The organism is Arthrobacter sp. ASL1 (genome assembly GCF_056680475.1).
Genome location: NZ_CM155284.1, coordinates 2644142 through 2658186, shown reverse-complemented (window position 1 = coordinate 2658186; position 14045 = coordinate 2644142). Strand labels below are relative to the sequence as shown.

13 protein-coding genes are annotated in these 14045 nt (G+C 69.3%); 6 read left to right on the top strand and 7 right to left on the bottom strand.

The features are described 5' to 3' along the window. The 3 genes from AC1MEQ_RS12570 to AC1MEQ_RS12560 are packed head-to-tail and all read right to left on the bottom strand — an operon-like array spanning position 1 to position 3794. Positions 1–1536 (bottom strand): APC family permease, encoded by a 1536-nt coding sequence (locus tag AC1MEQ_RS12570; RefSeq protein ID WP_479791134.1) that lies wholly within the window; start codon positions 1534–1536, stop codon positions 1–3. An 8-nt stretch (positions 1537–1544) separates the two neighbouring features. Further along, on the bottom strand, positions 1545–2429 hold the full coding sequence (locus tag AC1MEQ_RS12565) for a universal stress protein (RefSeq protein ID WP_479791133.1): 885 nt from the start codon (positions 2427–2429) through the stop codon (positions 1545–1547). 3 nt (positions 2430–2432) lie between these two features. Continuing rightward, positions 2433–3794, bottom strand: coding sequence for a flavin monoamine oxidase family protein (locus tag AC1MEQ_RS12560; protein ID WP_479791132.1), 1362 nt, complete (start codon positions 3792–3794; stop codon positions 2433–2435). 112 nt (positions 3795–3906) lie between these two features. On the opposite strand from AC1MEQ_RS12560, the gene AC1MEQ_RS12555 reads away from it, so the two are divergent. Beyond that, the gene (locus AC1MEQ_RS12555) at positions 3907–4590 is read left to right on the top strand and encodes a TetR/AcrR family transcriptional regulator (protein ID WP_479791131.1); all 684 of its coding nucleotides are present in this window, start codon (positions 3907–3909) and stop codon (positions 4588–4590) included. Here the strand turns inward: AC1MEQ_RS12555 and AC1MEQ_RS12550 are convergent. The 3 genes from AC1MEQ_RS12550 to AC1MEQ_RS12540 form a co-directional block, all read right to left on the bottom strand. Then, positions 4587–4997, bottom strand: a complete 411-nt coding sequence (locus AC1MEQ_RS12550) for a hypothetical protein (RefSeq protein WP_479791130.1) — start codon at positions 4995–4997, stop codon at positions 4587–4589. The genes AC1MEQ_RS12555 and AC1MEQ_RS12550 overlap by 4 nt on opposite strands. 145 nt (positions 4998–5142) lie before the next feature. Then, entirely contained in the window at positions 5143–5643 is a 501-nt protein-coding gene (locus tag AC1MEQ_RS12545) for a DUF456 domain-containing protein (RefSeq protein WP_479791129.1), read from the bottom strand. Positions 5644–5686: 43 nt separating this feature from the next. Next, positions 5687–6460: a SurA N-terminal domain-containing protein gene (locus AC1MEQ_RS12540; protein WP_479791128.1), complete on the bottom strand. Its 774-nt coding sequence runs from the start codon at positions 6458–6460 to the stop codon at positions 5687–5689. Between the two features lie 200 nt (positions 6461–6660). On the opposite strand from AC1MEQ_RS12540, the gene AC1MEQ_RS12535 reads away from it, so the two are divergent. The 5 genes from AC1MEQ_RS12535 to AC1MEQ_RS12515 all read left to right on the top strand — a co-directional run bounded on the left by AC1MEQ_RS12535 (position 6661) and on the right by AC1MEQ_RS12515 (position 12514). After that, the gene (locus AC1MEQ_RS12535) at positions 6661–7542 is read left to right on the top strand and encodes a hypothetical protein (RefSeq protein WP_479791127.1); all 882 of its coding nucleotides are present in this window, start codon (positions 6661–6663) and stop codon (positions 7540–7542) included. Between the two features lie 73 nt (positions 7543–7615). Continuing rightward, entirely contained in the window at positions 7616–8374 is a 759-nt protein-coding gene (locus tag AC1MEQ_RS12530) for a LamB/YcsF family protein (protein WP_479791126.1), read from the top strand. Continuing rightward, positions 8371–10005, top strand: coding sequence for a 5-oxoprolinase subunit B/C family protein (locus AC1MEQ_RS12525; protein WP_479791125.1), 1635 nt, complete (start codon positions 8371–8373; stop codon positions 10003–10005). Before AC1MEQ_RS12530 ends, AC1MEQ_RS12525 begins: the two co-directional genes overlap by 4 nt. After that, positions 10002–11759, top strand: coding sequence for an acetyl/propionyl/methylcrotonyl-CoA carboxylase subunit alpha (locus AC1MEQ_RS12520; RefSeq protein WP_479791124.1), 1758 nt, complete (start codon positions 10002–10004; stop codon positions 11757–11759). The genes AC1MEQ_RS12525 and AC1MEQ_RS12520 overlap by 4 nt, the downstream gene beginning before the upstream one ends. A gap of 47 nt (positions 11760–11806) precedes the next feature. Further along, entirely contained in the window at positions 11807–12514 is a 708-nt protein-coding gene (locus tag AC1MEQ_RS12515; protein ID WP_479791123.1) for a GntR family transcriptional regulator, read from the top strand. A 7-nt stretch (positions 12515–12521) separates the two neighbouring features. On the opposite strand, the gene AC1MEQ_RS12510 is transcribed toward AC1MEQ_RS12515, so the two are convergent. Further along, complete coding sequence (locus AC1MEQ_RS12510; RefSeq protein WP_479791122.1) at positions 12522–13964, bottom strand: MFS transporter; 1443 nt, start codon at positions 13962–13964, stop codon at positions 12522–12524. Positions 13965–14045: the final 81 nt, after the last annotated feature.

The following is a 14045-nucleotide window of genomic DNA, read 5'->3' as shown; positions in this document are numbered from 1 at the left end:
CTACCTCAGCCGTGTCAGCGTCTTGCCCGTGAAGTAGGCGGGGTGCCGCCAACGCATGTAGAACATCACGATGACCCCGAGCAGCAGGACCGAGACGCCGAGGATGAAGACCATGCCGAGCCCGGCGATGTTGCTGCCGGAACCGTAGTCGGGGTCCATCGAGTCCACCGCCGTTTTGACGAACATGACCAGCAGGATGAGCCCGCCGATCAGCGGGGCGAGCAATTTGAAGACCACCGCCCGGACGCTGGCGAACAGCCCGCGGCGGAAATACCAGACACAGGCCAGCGCCGTAACGCCGTAGTAGAAGCAGATCATCATGCCCAGGGCGGTGATGGTGTCCCAGAGCGCGTTCTCGGACAACGTCCGGGTGATGACGTAGAACGCGGCGGCCGCCACGCCGGCCGTGATCGTCGCGGTCGAGGGGGACTTGAAGCGAGGCGAGACCTTGCCGTAGCCCGGGGGCAGGGCCTTGTAGTAGCCCATGGCCAGGATCGTGCGGGCCGGGGAGACGAAAGTGGACTGCAGCGACGCTGCCGATGAGGAGAGGATGGCCAGCGACATCAGGATCGCGAACGGTCCCATCACCGGGCCGGCGAGGACCGCGAAGATGGACTCCTGGTTCTCGGGGTTCCCGGCGCCCAATCCGGTGTCGCCGATGCCCGCGAAGGAGATGACCGATAGCGCGACGACCATGTAGATGGCCATGATGACCAGCACGGTCAGGGTGGCGGCCCGGCCGGGGACCTTGTCGGGGTCCTTCGTCTCCTCGTTCATGGTCAGGGTCACGTCCCAGCCCCAGAAGATGAAGATGGACAGCGAGACCCCGGCGGCGAATCCGGTCAGCGATTCGACGCCGAAGGGGTTGAACCACTCCCAGCTGATCGGGGTGGCGTCGAAGGCGGACCCGTTGGCCACGTGGGAGAACGCGGCGATCGCGAACCAGCCCAACACCAGGACCTGGAAGGCGACGAGCACGTACTGGAACGACTTCGTGGTCTCGATTCCCCGGTAGGAGATCCAGCAGGCTCCGGCGATGAACACCAGGGTCGTGGCGATGTTCAGCCACAGCACGTTGGTCAGGTCCGCCAATTCCGGCCGCCCGGTGATCTGGGCCAGCATGAGGTAGAAGAAGTCGACGGCCACCGCGGCCAGGTTGGACAGGACGATGATCGTCGCCGCGATCAGCCCCCAGCCGCCCATCCAGCCGATCCAGGGTCCGAAGGCGCGGGTCGCCCAGGTGAAGGACGTCCCGGAGTCGGGCATGGCGCTGTTCAGCTCCCGGTAGCCCAGCGCGACCAGCAGCATCGGGATGAACCCGGCGATGAAGATGGCGGGCAGGTGCGTGCCGACCTCGGCGACCGTCGGGCCCAAGGCGGCGGTCAGCGTGTAGGCGGGGGCGATGCAGGAGACGCCGATCACCACGGCGCCGAGCACCCCGACGGCCCCCTTGCTCAGGCCCTTGTCCCCGAGGCCGCTGGCCTGGTCCACGGCGATGCGGCCCTCGGAACTGGTTCCGGATTCGATGTTTGCCATGGTGACTCCTAGGTCCCGATGGGGGTTGGCGGCTGGTGGTCGCGCGGGACGACGACCAGCGGGACGGTCAGGGTACGCAGCATGCGCTGCGCGGTGGCGCCCAGGAACAGGCGCCTGCGGTGGGCCAGTCGGCTGGAGCCGACGACCGCGACCTCGTCGCGCTGCCACTGCAGCGCCTGTACGGCTTCCTCGATGTTGCGCCCCTCCGCCACGACCGTTTCTGCGCGGATCCCGGCCTCGTGGACGACGGCGGCAACATGGTCCTGGAGCTCGGCTCGCCGGGATGCCAGCTGGGTTTCATTGCCCCCGTCCTGGCCCAGCAGCGAGACGACACGGAGTTCGGCGCCCCGTCGACGGGCCGCCACGGCGGCGGTTTCGACGACGGCCGCGGCACCCGGGCGCGTCCCGATGAAGGCCGTCACGCGGTCCAGGCCCCGGGGGATGGCCCCGCCGTCACCGACCGGTGCCATGGCCACGGGGATCGATGCGGAGTGCAGCAGTGCGGTGGCCACCGAGCCGGGGCCCATGCGGGAGGCCAGCTTGCCCTGCCGGCCGCCGATGACGATCAGCCCGGCCCCGGATTCGCGGGTCAGGTCATCCAGGCCTTCGGCCTCCGAGGGTGCACTGCGGACCACGGCCCGGGCGGAGACGCCTGCAGGCACCAGCTGCAGCGCCTCGTTGGCCCAGGCGTCCACCTGCTCGGCGATGATGCTGCGGTAGCCGTGGTCGCCACCGGGGTAGGTGGCGCTGAAGGGCGTGTGCTCGGGCAGGATCATGGCGATGTCCAGATGGGTGTCCTCCCCGCCCCCGGAGAGGCCGCCGCCGAGGGCGAGCGCCAGACGGACGGCCTCGGCACCCCGGGCGTCTGCGGTGTAGCCGACGATGTAGCGCACGGCTCAGCGCTCCCGGAGGGCCACGTCGATGCGGGCCGCGGTGCGCTTGCCCATCCGCACCGCACCATCGACGTGCTGGTAGCCCTCGCCGGCGAGGTCGGAGGAGCTGAAGTAGATCGGCCCGACGGGCTCGTGCTGTTCGGGGCCGAAACGGTGCAGGCCGCCCAGATCGTAGCTGGTGGCGTAGGCCCCACGCGTCCACTCCTCCGCCCCGAAGTCGGATTCAAAGTACACATCGGGTTCCAGCGCCTCGTCGCCGAGGAATGCGGCCAGGTCGGCGAGGATGGCCTCACGGCGGGCTTCGTCGCCGAGGGCGTAGAGGGCGTCGGCCTTCTCGTCCGAGACGAAGCCGACCAGGGTGCCGCGCGGGTCATCCAGCATGGTGTTGTCGTACACCTCCTGGACGTTGCGCGACGGGCTGAAACCGGTACCGGACAGCCCCTTCTCGCGCCAGAACGGCGTCGGGTAGACGGCATGGACCTTGATGACGAGACCCATCGACTGGTGCTGGTGGGTCACGTGCTGGCGCCGCGGCATCGGCGGCTCGTACGAGATCCGCGAATACAGGTTCGGCGGCACGGCCAGGATGGCCTTCTTCGCCCTCACGGTGACGGAGGCACCGCGGGCGATGACACCGCCGTCGTGCCATTGGAGGTGCAGGACCGGGTTGTCCAGGTGCACTGCGTCGCCGAGGCGTGCGGCCAGGGCCTTCGAGACGCCCTGCATGGTTCCGACGATGCGCCGGTCCAGGATGAAGTCCTCGTCGACGAGGTTGGAGAACGAACCGGCGGACGCGGCCATGAGCAGGGCCTGCAGGGCGGAGAAGGCGTGCGCCGGTTTGGTGAGCATGCCGCCGGCGATGAAGAGCCCGATGTTGGTGCAGGCTTCTTCGTTGTCCGAGAGGCTGCGCAGCCAGTGGTGGAAGGAGATGGTGTCCAGTTCCCGGCCCCGCGGGTGCTCCCATGGCTTGTCGGGGTCGATCTCGGAAGACAGCCGGTCCAACTCCGCGATGAGCCGGTTGGTTTCCCCGATCGCCTCCGTGCCGATCGGGAAATCCTCACCGGTGTACTCGGTGCGGGTGCCGTCGGCGGCGATGAAGACCCCGGCACCGTCCCGGTAGCGGGGGTAGGTGTCGATGCCCAGCTCCCCGATGAGCTCGTAGAGCCCGGTCTGGTCAGGGGAAATCCACTGCCCGCCCAGCTCCAGGGTCGCGCCCTGGACCTCGTCCGTCCAGGTGCGGCCGCCGACCCGGTCTCGGGCCTCGAGGACGGCGACGGTATGGCCGGATTGTTGGAGTGCGTGCGCTGCGGTAAGGCCGGATGGTCCGGCGCCGATGATGACGACATCGCGGTCGATCGTTGCCATGGTTGTCTCTGCTTCCTGTCCGTCACTACTAAATGAATAAGATTCATTTACTAAAATGATGATAGGACTAAAGCACTGGTTTGTGAAGTGGAGCACGGCAAGGAGTCTTCTGGTGGGAACGGCAACGAAGGCCGATCCGTCGGCGGAATCCGCCTCGCGGCGCAAGGCAGGGCGCCCCCGCGGGGAACTGCTTAACCGCTCGAAGATCGCGGGAGCTGCGCTGCAGCTGGTCGGCCATCGCGGATACGAGGCCCTGACCATGTCGGCCCTGGCGAAGGCGCTCGGTGTTTCGGCCTCTGCGCTCTACAACCATGTCAAATCCAAGCAGGAAGTCCTTCAGCTGGTCCAGGACCAGGTGATGGACGACGTCGACTGCTCCGGCTTCGCGACCCTGCCACTGCAGGACGCCGTGCGCCGATGGGCGCTCTCCTACCGCGACGTTTTCGCGCGGCACACACCGCTGGTTCCGGTCATCGCGGTCCTCCAGGTTTCGGGCTCACCCCGGACGCTGAGGATGTACGAACAGGTGGCGGCCGGATTCGCCCGTGCCGGGTGGGACGAGGAGCGGATCGTGCCGGCCATCGTGGCCCTGGAGTCATTCATCTTCGGCTCGGCGCTGGACGCCGTGGCCCCGAAGGACATCTTCGACGTGGGCCCCCTCGCTGCGGAGGTCCCCTCATTCTCCGCGGCGGTGGAGAGCCAGCGGTCCACCGGACGCGACCCCGCCCAGGATGCCTTCTCCTACGGCCTGGACGCCCTGCTGCGGGGCCTGGTCGCGGCGCCGGGGACGGCCTAGTAGCCGGGGTTGGTCATCATGGCCTGCAGCATCTCGGTGTTTCCGGAGTTGTAGGCCAACCAGAGGATCCCGCCGCTGAGCACCACGACGACGCCGCCCCACACGGCGGCGACCTTGGCCAGGAACCGGGCCTCGTCGCGCTTGATGGAGAGCTTGTCGGCCCTGAAGTCCTCGCCCAGGCGTCCGAGCCGCGCGACCGGGGAATCGGTGACGCGCGGAGTCATGTCGACCAGCGAATTCGCCGCCCAGTCGGTGCGGCCACCACGCAAGCGGGCGATGGTGACGTCGTGCTTGCGGTTTTGTCGGAGTTCGGTGATGCTGTCGCCGTGGCGTGCCAACAGGATGTCCTCACCCAGGTGCATGACCCGGTCCGACACCAGACCCTGACGTGTTGGCGCTCCGCGCATGACGACACTCCTCCCGGCGGACCAGCCGCACCTTGTGAAAACTTTCGCTTACAACCAAAATACGCCGGTTTCGTGGGCCCGGACAGGGCAGGGGGGCGCTAAGCGGCCAATCTCACAGTGGAGTGTGGCGTGCGCCGCCAGCGGCTCAGCGGGCGGCGAAATGCCAGATGACGCCGATGGTCCAGACGGAACCGGCCAAGGCTGCACACCCGAATTCAACCAGGATGCCGATGCCCGTCGATTTCAGGGTCGCGGCACTGGCGCGCAGTGCGGAAGGCAGGTCCCGCCGTCGTGCAAATTCCGCCAGCAGCAGGCCGACACCGAATCCAACGAAGAGGCCCACCACGGGGATCAGGAACATCCCGGCGATCCCCGCGGCCACGGCGACGAGGATCGTCCCGTGGGGGATCTGCTGGCGTTTCATGCTGCGACCGGTCAACACGGCCGACGCGGACCACCCGATGGCGGCCAGGGCCATGCCGACACCGGCGCAGATCCACGCGGCGGGGCCGCTCAGGATCCACGCCCAGCCCAGCAGCGTGAGGATCGCCAGCAAGCTGCCGGGCAGCACGGGGTAGATGGTGCCGACCACCGAGACGGCAAGCAAAAGGCCGGCGATGACGGAGACCAGGATCTGTGTGTCCACGACCCCAGTCTGCCAGCATCACCGGCCCTGGAAGGGCTGTCGGTCAGAGGTTGACCTTGACGTCGCCTTCCTTCTTGAGCTTCTCGACCAGGGTCGCGGTGGCCTGGTTCTCCTTCTGCTGTTCGACCTGCTTCTTGAGTTGCGCCTTCACGTCCTTGTACTTCGGCATCGCCGGGGCCGAAGCGCCACTGGCGCCGCCCTGCTGCGCCTGGGCCTTCTTGGCCTGGTCGTAGGCTGCCTTCAATTCCTTCTCACTGGCCGTGAAGGTCCCGAGTTCCTTCTTGATGACCCCTTCGACCTCGACCTGCTTCTTGAGCTGCTCGTCGACGGTCTTGCGGTCCATGCCCTGCTTCTTCAGCGCGGCCAAGAATTCCTTGGAACTCATCTGGTTGGTCTTCGCGGCATCGGCCAGGGCCCTGTCCATGTCGGCCTTGCTCGCCGTCAGGCCCGTCTTCTCCGCCCGCTGCACCAGCAGTTCGGAGCCGACCATGCCCTGGACGGCCTGCTTCTTGAGCTGCGTCTGGTCGGAGACGCCCTGGCCCGACATCTGGGCCTGCATGGCCGCCTGCTGGAACTGGCTCTTGTAGACGCTGGCGAACTCGTCCTTGGTGATGTCCGTGCCGTTGACCGTGGCCACGACGTCGGGCACGCCGTTCAGATCCGGCTTCGGCGCAGCAGCCTGCTGGCTGCCCCCGGACTGCGAGGAGGGCGCCTGCGACGATCCGGCAGCCTCCTCATTTCCGCCGCTGCCGCATGCAGTGACCAGGGAAAGTGACCCCACCAGCGCCAGTGCGGCCATCATCTTCTTCTTGTTCACGTGCTACCTCCTGAGGTATTCGAATCACGACGAGGTTAGCAACGCGACCTGAACGGAGTCTGGACATGGCACCCAAATGGCCCGCATTACGCTCTCGGCCGAGCCGGGAACCCGGGACGGCCACCGGGAGTTGGGCAAACCAGGCGCGGAACCACAACCCGCGCACCACCATGGCACGACCCCCACATAGGAGGACCACGATGGGCATGTTCAACAAACTGGTGAACCAGGGCAAGCAGATGGCAGGCAAATACGTCCGCGAGCAGCTCGCCGAGCGGCAAGGCCAGCGCCCCACGACACCCCGGGCCCCCGAACCGCGGCGCACTCCCCCGCCCGCGGGGCGGGACACCGCCAACCAGCGGCGGGGTGCCACGCCCAGCGCCGATGACGCGGCCATCGCCAAATACCGGTACATGCTGCGGACCGCCCCACCGGAGGACATGGAGCGCGCGCACGCCGAGGCATTTTCCCGGCTGACCCCGGAGCAGCGCGAAGCCCTGTGCTCCGGCTTGGGCGAGGAGCTGCCCGCCGGGGAACGCCCCGGCTCTGACCGTCCCGAGGACCTGGCGCGCTCGGCAACACGCGCCGAGGTGGCCCGCCCGGGGTTCATGGAGCGCCTCCTCGGCCAGGGCGGTGGCCCCGGCGCCCACGGTGGCCAGGGCGGAGGCCCCGGCGCCCACGGTGGCCACGGCGCCCGCGGTACGGGCCGCGGCTTCGGCGGCCTGGCCGCCGGTGCCGCAGGCGGAATCGGCGCCGGCTTGCTGGCCGGAGTGGCCGGCGGGTTCATCGGCAGCGCCATCGCGGGACCGCTGCTGGACGGATTCTCCGGGATCGGCGACAATCTGGCGGGGGCGGCCGACGGACTGGGCGAGGGGCTCGGCGACGTCACCGGCGGACTCGAGGAATCGGCCGCCGGGCTGGGCGACGCGGCCTCCGGACTCGGGGATTCCGTGTCCGCTGGTGGCGAGGCACTCTCGGGTGGCGGCCTATTCGATGGCCTGCTGGGCGGCGGGGGTGAGGGCTTCCTGGGCGGCGGCGGGGACGGGTTCTTCGGTGGCGGGGCCAACGACTGGGAGCACTGATCGCCACAGATTGTTGAACAATCCGTCGTCTTGATGCATGCTTGGGGGACCAGCAAAAGAGACGGAGATCACGGTGAGCAGCATCGACCTGAACAGCGACGTAGGCGAGTCCTTCGGAAATTGGACCATGGGCGACGACGCGGCCATCTTCCAATCCGTGTCCAGCGCGAACGTGGCGTGCGGGTTCCACGCCGGGGACCCCTCCACCATGGGCCAGACCTGCCGCGACGCCGTGGCCGCCGGGGTGGTCATCGGCGCCCACGTCGCCTACCGCGACCTGGCCGGGTTCGGCCGACGCTTCCTGGACTGCTCCCCCACCGAACTGGCCGACGACGTGCTCTACCAGCTCGGCGCCCTGGACGCCGTGGCGCGGGCCGCTGGCGGTTCCATCCGGTACGTCAAGCCGCACGGCGCCCTCTACAACACGATCGTCCACCACGAGGCCCACGCGCAGGCCGTCGTCGACGCGGTGAAGGCCTTCGGCACCGACCTGCCGCTGCTGCTGCTCCCCGGCTCCGTGGCGCTCGCCCGCGCCGAAGCCGCCGGGTTGCGCGCGGTGGCCGAGGCATTCGCCGACCGCGCCTACAATCCGGACGGCACGCTCGTCAGCCGCCGCGAGGACGGGGCGGTCCTGCACGACCCCGACGTCGTCAGCGCGAACATGGTGCGCCTGGCCACCGAGGGGACGCTGACCGCCCGCGACGGGTCCACGCTTCAGATGCCGGCGGAGAGCATCTGCCTCCACGGCGACACCTCCGGAGCCGTGGCCATGGCCGCCGCCGTGCGCAAGGGCCTGGAAGAAGCCGGCGTCACGATCGGCTCCTTCGCATGAGTTCACCGGCGGTGCGCTGGGCCGGACCGCGCACCCTGTTGCTACAGCTCGGCGACCTCGATGACGTGGTGGCCCTGCACGCCCGCCTGGCACACTCCCCCCTCCCCGGGCAGATCGAGGTGCTGGCCGCCGCCGAAACCGTGATGCTCGCCTTCGATACCCGCGCCCATGCACTCGCCGCCCCGGACGCGGTCCAACGGCTCGGCCACGGGGCAGACGCCTCCGCCGCCGGCCGGGAGATCACGCTGGATGTGGTGTACGACGGCGAGGACCTCGCCGAGGTGGGCCGGCTTACCGGGCTCGGGGCCGACGGCGTCATCGCCGCACACACCGGACAGGCCTGGACCGCCGCGTTCGGCGGCTTCGCCCCCGGTTTCGCCTACCTGCACGGCGAGGACGAATCGCTCGCCGTGCCCCGCCGGGACACCCCGCGCACCGCGGTGCCCGCCGGATCCGTCGCTCTGGCCGGGCCCTTTTCCGCCGTCTACCCCGCCCGTTCCCCGGGCGGCTGGCAGCTCATCGGGCACACCGACGCCGCCATGTGGGACCTGGACCGCGAACGCCCGGCCCTGGTGCGTCCCGGGGACACAGTGCGCCACCGGGCGGTTCGCGAGTTCGTCGAGGTGAGCGACACCGACCGGCACCCCGCCAGCGCGCCCCGCACCGCCCCCGGCGAGCGGACACACGCCGCCGGCACCGCGCTGACCGTGATCTCCCCCGGCCTGCAATCGCTCATCCAAGATCTCGGCCGGCCCGGGCTGGGCGACCTCGGGGTACCGGCCGCCGGCGCCGCCGACACCGCCGCCGCCCGCCAGGCGAACCGGCTGGTCGGCAACGCACCCGGCGACGCGGTGATCGAGACCCTGCTCGGCGGCCTGCAGGTCCGGGCAGTCGGGGCATTGGTCCTCGCCCTCTCCGGTTCCGTCGAGGCCGCGTCCATCACCGGCCCCCACGGCGACCGCGACGCACACACCCGCACCCCATTCGCCCTGTACGACGGCGAAACCCTCACCCTGGATGCACCGGGCACGGGACTGCGCAGCTACCTCGCCGTCCGCGGCGGACTGGCCGTGCCCCCGGTGCTGGGCAGCCGCTCCACCGACACGCTCTCGGGCATCGGCCCCGCCCCGCTCGCCGCCGGCACCTCGTTGCCCGTCGGTCCGGCGGGACACGGCCATGTGGTCGGGAACCCGGAGCCTGCCTCCACCGACACCCCGGCCGACGGCGCCCTCACCCTGCGCGTCACACCCGGGCCCCGGGCCGACTGGTTCGATGATGCGGCACTTGACGCGCTCTGCGCCGCCTCCTGGACCGCCGGCTCCCAGTCCAACCGGATCGGCGTACGGCTCGAGGCGGGCGGGCACCAGGCCCCGTTGCAGCGCGCCCGCGCCGGGGAACTGGCCAGCGAGGGAACCGCCACCGGTTCCCTCCAGGTCCCGCCCTCGGGCCTGCCGGTGCTCTTCCTCGCCGACCACCCGGTGACCGGCGGATACCCGGTGATCGCCGTCGTCGTCCCCGAGGACCTGCCCGCTGCCGCACAAGCCGCCCCGGGCACCGCCATCCGCTTCCAGCTCGTCGACCCCGACACCCTCGCCCCCGCATCTGCCACCACCGAAGGAACCCACCCATGAAAAAGGTCCTGATCGCCAACCGCGGGGAGATCGCCGTCCGCGTCGTCCGCGCTTGTGCCGACGCGTCGCTGGTCTCGGTCGCCGTGTACTCCGACCCGGATGCCGACGCCCTCCACGTCCGCCTGGCCGACGAGGCGTATGCCCTGAATGGTTCGGCGAGCGCCGAATCCTACCTGGACGTGGCCAAGCTGCTCGGTGTCGCCGCCGCCTCCGGTGCCGACGCGGTGCACCCCGGCTACGGGTTCCTGTCCGAGAACGCCGACTTCGCCCAGGCCGTGATCGACGCCGGGCTGACCTGGATTGGCCCCACCCCGCAGGCCATCCGCGATCTGGGCAACAAGGTCACCGCCCGCGAGATCGCCGTCCGCGCCGGTGCGCCCCTGGTCCCCGGCAGCGAGGGCACCCTGGCGGATGCGGCGGCGGTCCACGCCTTCGCCGCCGAATACGGGGTGCCCGTGGCCATCAAGGCGGCCTTCGGTGGCGGCGGCCGCGGGATGAAGATCGCCCGCCGCATCGAGGACATCGACGACGCGTTCGAATCCGCGGTCCGCGAATCCACCGCGGCGTTCGGCCGGGGCGAATGCTTCGCCGAGCGCTTCCTGGACCTGCCCCGCCACGTGGAGGCCCAGGTCCTGGCCGATACCCACGGCAATGTCGTGGTCGTGGGCACCCGCGACTGCTCGCTGCAGCGGCGCAACCAGAAGCTCGTCGAGGAGGCCCCGGCACCGTTTCTCACCGACGACCAGCGATCGCGCATCCACGCCTCGGCCAAGGCCATCTGCCGCGAGGCCGGCTACACGGGGGCCGGAACGGTCGAATACCTGGTCTCCCCCGACGGGATCATCTCCTTCCTGGAGGTCAACACGCGCCTGCAGGTCGAGCATCCAATCACGGAGGAGACCGCCGGGGTCGACCTGGTTGCCGAGCAGTTCCGCATCGCCGACGGCTTGCCGCTCTCGCTGACCGAGGACCCGGAACCGTCGGGCCACGCCTTCGAGTTCCGGCTCAACTGCGAGGACCCGGCCCGCGGGTTCCTGCCCTCCCCCGGCACCATCGACACGTTCGAGGCACCCACCGGCGCGGGCGTGCGCGTGGACACCGGCGTCCGCTCCGGCTACACCGTGCCGACCGAGTACGACTCCCTGCTGGCCAAGCTCATCGTCCACGGCGCCGACCGCCAGCAGGCGCTGCGCCGGGCCCGGGCCGCCCTCGATGAACTGGTCATCAGCGGCCTGCCGACCGTCATCCCGTTCCACCAAGCTGTCGTCCGCCACCCGGATTTCACCGCCACCGACCGCTTCGGCGTCTACACCACGTGGATCGAAACCGCGTTCGCCGACGAGCTGGCAGCCTCCCCGTACCTCGCCGCCGCCCAGCCCGGCGCCGAGCGCGAGCGTCTCACCATCGAACTCGACGGCAAGGCGGTCCAGCTCGGCCTGCCCGCGGCACTCCTCGGCGCCCTACGCGGTGGAAACCGGCACGACGCCGGTGCCTCCATGGCCGGCACCGCGGCGCCGGGCGCCGGGTCGGGCCCCGGTGACGGCTCCGAGCTGGCCGCCCCCATGAACGGCAACCTCGTGAAGTGGGTCGCCGCGGACGGGGCCGAGGTCGCCGAAGGTGACCCGGTGCTGATTCTGGAGGCCATGAAGATGGAAACCACCGTCCCCGCCCACCGGGCCGGCACCCTCCACCGCGGTGGCACCGAGCCGGGCACCGCCGTCGTACGCGGGGAGAACCTGGGAACGATCAGCTGACCGCCGTGCGGTCCCGGGCGCCACGCCCGGACCGGTAGATTGGAGCCATGCCCATGAACGCCCTGCTGGATGACCTGCACGCCGATGAATCGCGGCATGCCCACACCGGGGCGTGGATCGCGGCGGTGCTGCGCCGGCGGATCGCCCAGGGCCTGCTGACCCCGGGCTCGAAGTTGTCCGAGCAGTCGCTGTCGGAGTCGCTCCGCGTTTCGCGCAACACCCTCCGGGAGGCGTTCAGCACCCTGGCCGGCGAGTCGGTGGTCGTGCGGATCCCCAACCGGGGCGTCTTCGTGGCCTCCCCCGGCGCGGAGGAGGTCCGGGAGATCTACCGGGTGCGGCGGATGATCGAACCGGCGGCCGTGCTCTGGGGCACCCCGACCGAGGAGGACCTCGCCGAGATGGACATGATCGTCGCTCGCGCCCAGGAGGCCCGGGCCGCAGGTTCCGTGGCGGACATGGCCGATGCCAACCAGGCCCTGCACCAGGCCGTCATCCGGTTGACCGGAAGCTCGTCCCTGCACGTGCTGATGGAGCGGGTGCTGGCGCAGATGCGGCTGGTCTTCCACGCCATGTCCTCCGCACCGGACTTCCACACCCACTATGTCCAGCGCAACGTCGACATCGTCGCCCGGCTCCGCGCGGGCCGCCCCGCCGAAGCCGCCGAGGTCCTGCGCGGCTACCTCGACGACGCAGAAGCCGAACTGCTCGGCCACCTGGAATCCAGCTCCCCGGTGCAGGACCCGACGCGGAACTGACGCGCCGCTATGGCGAGACCTCGTCCAGCGGCCGGTTGCGCGTGTGCGTCGTGAATTGGGCGATCACCGCCGCCACGACGAGGAAGGCCGAAATGAGGATGAGCGCGCCCAGGATCGACAGGTGCGGCAGGAGCGGGGCGATGACGAGGACCCCGATGCCGCCACCGATGTGCCCCACTCCGTCCACCAAGGCAAAACCGGTGGTCCGTGCGCGCGTCGGGAAGCTTTCGGCGGTCATCGCGTAGGTCGGCGAGACCCACATGTTGAAGCCGGCGAAGATCAGGATGGAGCCGATGAAGGCGATGACGATCTGGACCCCAGCCAGGGCGACGAGGACGGCTCCGATCAATGTCACGACCGCGGCAATCGGCAACCAGTACCTGCGTTCCAGGCTTTCGACGAGGAACGACATGATGATGGCCTCGGCGAGGAAGCCAAAGGTGCCGACCGCCGCAATGACGCCTGCTTCAGGTGGCGGGTAATCCATGGCGGTCAATACGCTCGTGAAGCCCGAGGCGTAGGAGTACACCGTGATGTAGCCAATGAACCACAGGCTGAAGAGGAGCAGGATGCGCTGCCGATACAGCGGGTTGGAGAACAGCTCCCGATAGGGCACCTTCGACGGTTGGACGATGACCGCCGGCGCGCTCCCGGACACCGGTTCCGCGAGGGGGCCATGTCGTTCGGCGCGGCGTTCCATCGCCCGCACCACGGCATCGGCGTCGTGGAGCCTGCCCTGTCCGACGAGCCAACGCGGCGATTCCGGCAGTTCGAACCGCAGCACGATGGCGATGACCGCCAGCACGGCACCGACCCCGTACATCCAGCGCCATCCGCTCTCGAAATCCGGGGTCGCCTGGGCGAATGGAAGCCCCAGCGGCCAGGCGGTGGGAGGAGTCGTCAGCAGCAGCCCCAGCCAGATCCCGAAGACCGCGCCGAGTGCTGACATGATGAAGATGATCGTGGTGAACTTCGCCCGTGCCCGTCGGGGGGCCACCTCGTTGATGTAGCTGTTCACGATGGCCAGATCTGCGCCAATGCCGATACCAGTGATGATCCGGGCGATATTGAAATTGACGAAATCCCCGGCGAAGGCGTTGTAGAGGGATCCCAGACCGGTGATGAGCATCGTGATGAGCAGCATGTTGCGGCGCCCGATCTTGTCCGCGATGGGGCTGAGGACCAGGGTGCCGACGACATAGCCCAGCAGGTTCAGCACGACGGGAAACGGAAGCTGTCCCAATGCCGTTTCCGGGGTGCACTGCGGGTCCAGTGCGATGCACGTCTGAATGAAGGAGACGTTGATGTCAAAGATGTCGTAGAACGTGAAGAGGAAGCCCAGCCCGATGATGGCGATGAACGTGTAGGACAACGACCACGTTTCCAGTCGTTCGAGTCGCGCGATGATCGTCTGGCCGGTGGGTGTGCTGGTATCTCCGGGGATGGCCATTTTCTGCCTTCGTTTCCCTCTGTGCCCCCGGCGTTTTCCAACGGCAGTCGTGAAGGGGGTGCCGTCCATCGTCAGGGCCAC

Coding starts and splice junctions, on each gene's coding strand:
- AC1MEQ_RS12550 (WP_479791130.1), bottom strand. CDS start 4,997: ATGCGCGGAGCGCCAACACGTCAGGGTCTGGTGTCGGACCGGGTCATG.
- AC1MEQ_RS12535 (WP_479791127.1), top strand. CDS start 6,661: ATGGGCATGTTCAACAAACTGGTGAACCAGGGCAAGCAGATGGCAGGC.
- AC1MEQ_RS12510 (WP_479791122.1), bottom strand. CDS start 13,964: ATGGCCATCCCCGGAGATACCAGCACACCCACCGGCCAGACGATCATC.
- AC1MEQ_RS12515 (WP_479791123.1), top strand. CDS start 11,807: ATGCCCATGAACGCCCTGCTGGATGACCTGCACGCCGATGAATCGCGG.
- AC1MEQ_RS12525 (WP_479791125.1), top strand. CDS start 8,371: ATGAGTTCACCGGCGGTGCGCTGGGCCGGACCGCGCACCCTGTTGCTA.
- AC1MEQ_RS12520 (WP_479791124.1), top strand. CDS start 10,002: ATGAAAAAGGTCCTGATCGCCAACCGCGGGGAGATCGCCGTCCGCGTC.
- AC1MEQ_RS12560 (WP_479791132.1), bottom strand. CDS start 3,794: ATGGCAACGATCGACCGCGATGTCGTCATCATCGGCGCCGGACCATCC.
- AC1MEQ_RS12570 (WP_479791134.1), bottom strand. CDS start 1,536: ATGGCAAACATCGAATCCGGAACCAGTTCCGAGGGCCGCATCGCCGTG.